Raw genomic sequence first — 1,274 nt, 5'->3', positions numbered from 1 at the left:
TGGAATGGATGGAGTAATAGGCTATGGGATTCAAAGCCCACAAAATCAAACCTTACGGCAAGCCTGACTTAGCTAATGCTAACCAACTTTCTAATCCCAAAAGCGATCGAGAAAAAGTTCAGGCATTGGCCGATTCTCTTGAATTTATGGTCAAGGGAAAGATATTGAAAGAATATGGAAATAGAACGCTTTTGATATCTGATATGCAATACTCGCAAGGAACCGATGGAAATGATGGAAAAACATATAGCAGAGAGATAGGAAATGATTTTCAAGGAACAGCTATCAACAGCAAAAATCAGCAGCCTTTAAACAAAGAAACTGCACCAGATTTAAAGAAAGTTTCCGAGGAAAAAGCCGTAGAAGTTCAAATCCCTGGTACTGGTGGTGCTAAAACCTCAAAGAAAAATAGCAAAAAGTAAAATATATTATGGTTGTAATTGCAGATACAACTTTAAGCACAGCTATTACTGGTGAATCAGGAGTGGATTTAAAGTGGTTTGCCGAGGCTGCTAGCCCGGTTGTTGATTGGTTTAAAGCTCCTGTAGCTAGTGCTGCTAATTTTGCCAGTAAAATTGTAGAAGGGGGTAAAGCGGTAGTTGAAAGCATTGCCTCCGGAACCTTCGGAAAAATCTTTAACCAGTGGGCAAAAGATGACCCTATTGCTGCTGGCGCTGGTACTATTGCAGCGGGTTTAGCTGGTGGGGGGTTAATCTTGCTAGGCGGTGCTGCCGTAGGATGGGTTGCGGGTGGCGTGGGAGCTGCTGTCGGAACTTTAGGAGTAGGAGGAACTTTAGTCGCTGGTGCAACTATTGGAGCCTTAGCAGATGGCATCCTCAACGCAGCAGAACAAGTTTACAGTTTTGATTTTCAAGTATCTGATGAATCTTTAATTCAAGACATCAAGGCAGCAGTAGATAATTTGTATGAACCCGCAGGAAATTTCATAGGTAGACAAATTGCTACTATTGCCGTCGGGGGTTTAGCTTCACCCCCAAAAGTTCAAATAGATATAGAAATGATGGCCTTAGTCTGGCAGCTCAAACCAGAGCTTAGGCAGGAATTATTGCAAAATGTGAGTAATTTTGCTTACCAAGGCATTCAGACCGGACTGCAAATTGCGATAAAATCTGCTTTTTTGTACGGTCGCCGAGGGATTAAAAAGCTCTGGAAACAAGCACCTGACGCGATTAAGAAGTTAGTACCGGGGTTAGATAAGGCGATCGCTACTTGGGGAGATAAAGGTAAGGAGCCTTGGAGTATAGAGGATGGAG

At 42.8% G+C, this 1,274-nt stretch carries 2 protein-coding genes; both read left to right on the top strand.

The genetic code is table 11. The annotated features are described in order from the left end of the window. Positions 1–23: 23 nt before the first annotated feature. A complete protein-coding gene (locus tag ACP6PK_RS15780; RefSeq protein WP_426560669.1) occupies positions 24–422 on the top strand; it encodes a hypothetical protein in 399 nt (132 codons plus the stop codon). Between the two features lie 8 nt (positions 423–430). After that, the coding region (locus tag ACP6PK_RS15775; protein WP_426560667.1) for a hypothetical protein at positions 431–1,274 on the top strand (844 nt) is incomplete at its 3' end.

It is taken from the genome of Dapis hubbardiae BLCC-M172 (assembly GCF_050016015.1).
Classification (GTDB): Bacteria; Cyanobacteriota; Cyanobacteriia; order Cyanobacteriales; family Microcoleaceae; genus Trichodesmium.
This window is presented reverse-complemented; position numbering and strand designations above follow the sequence as displayed.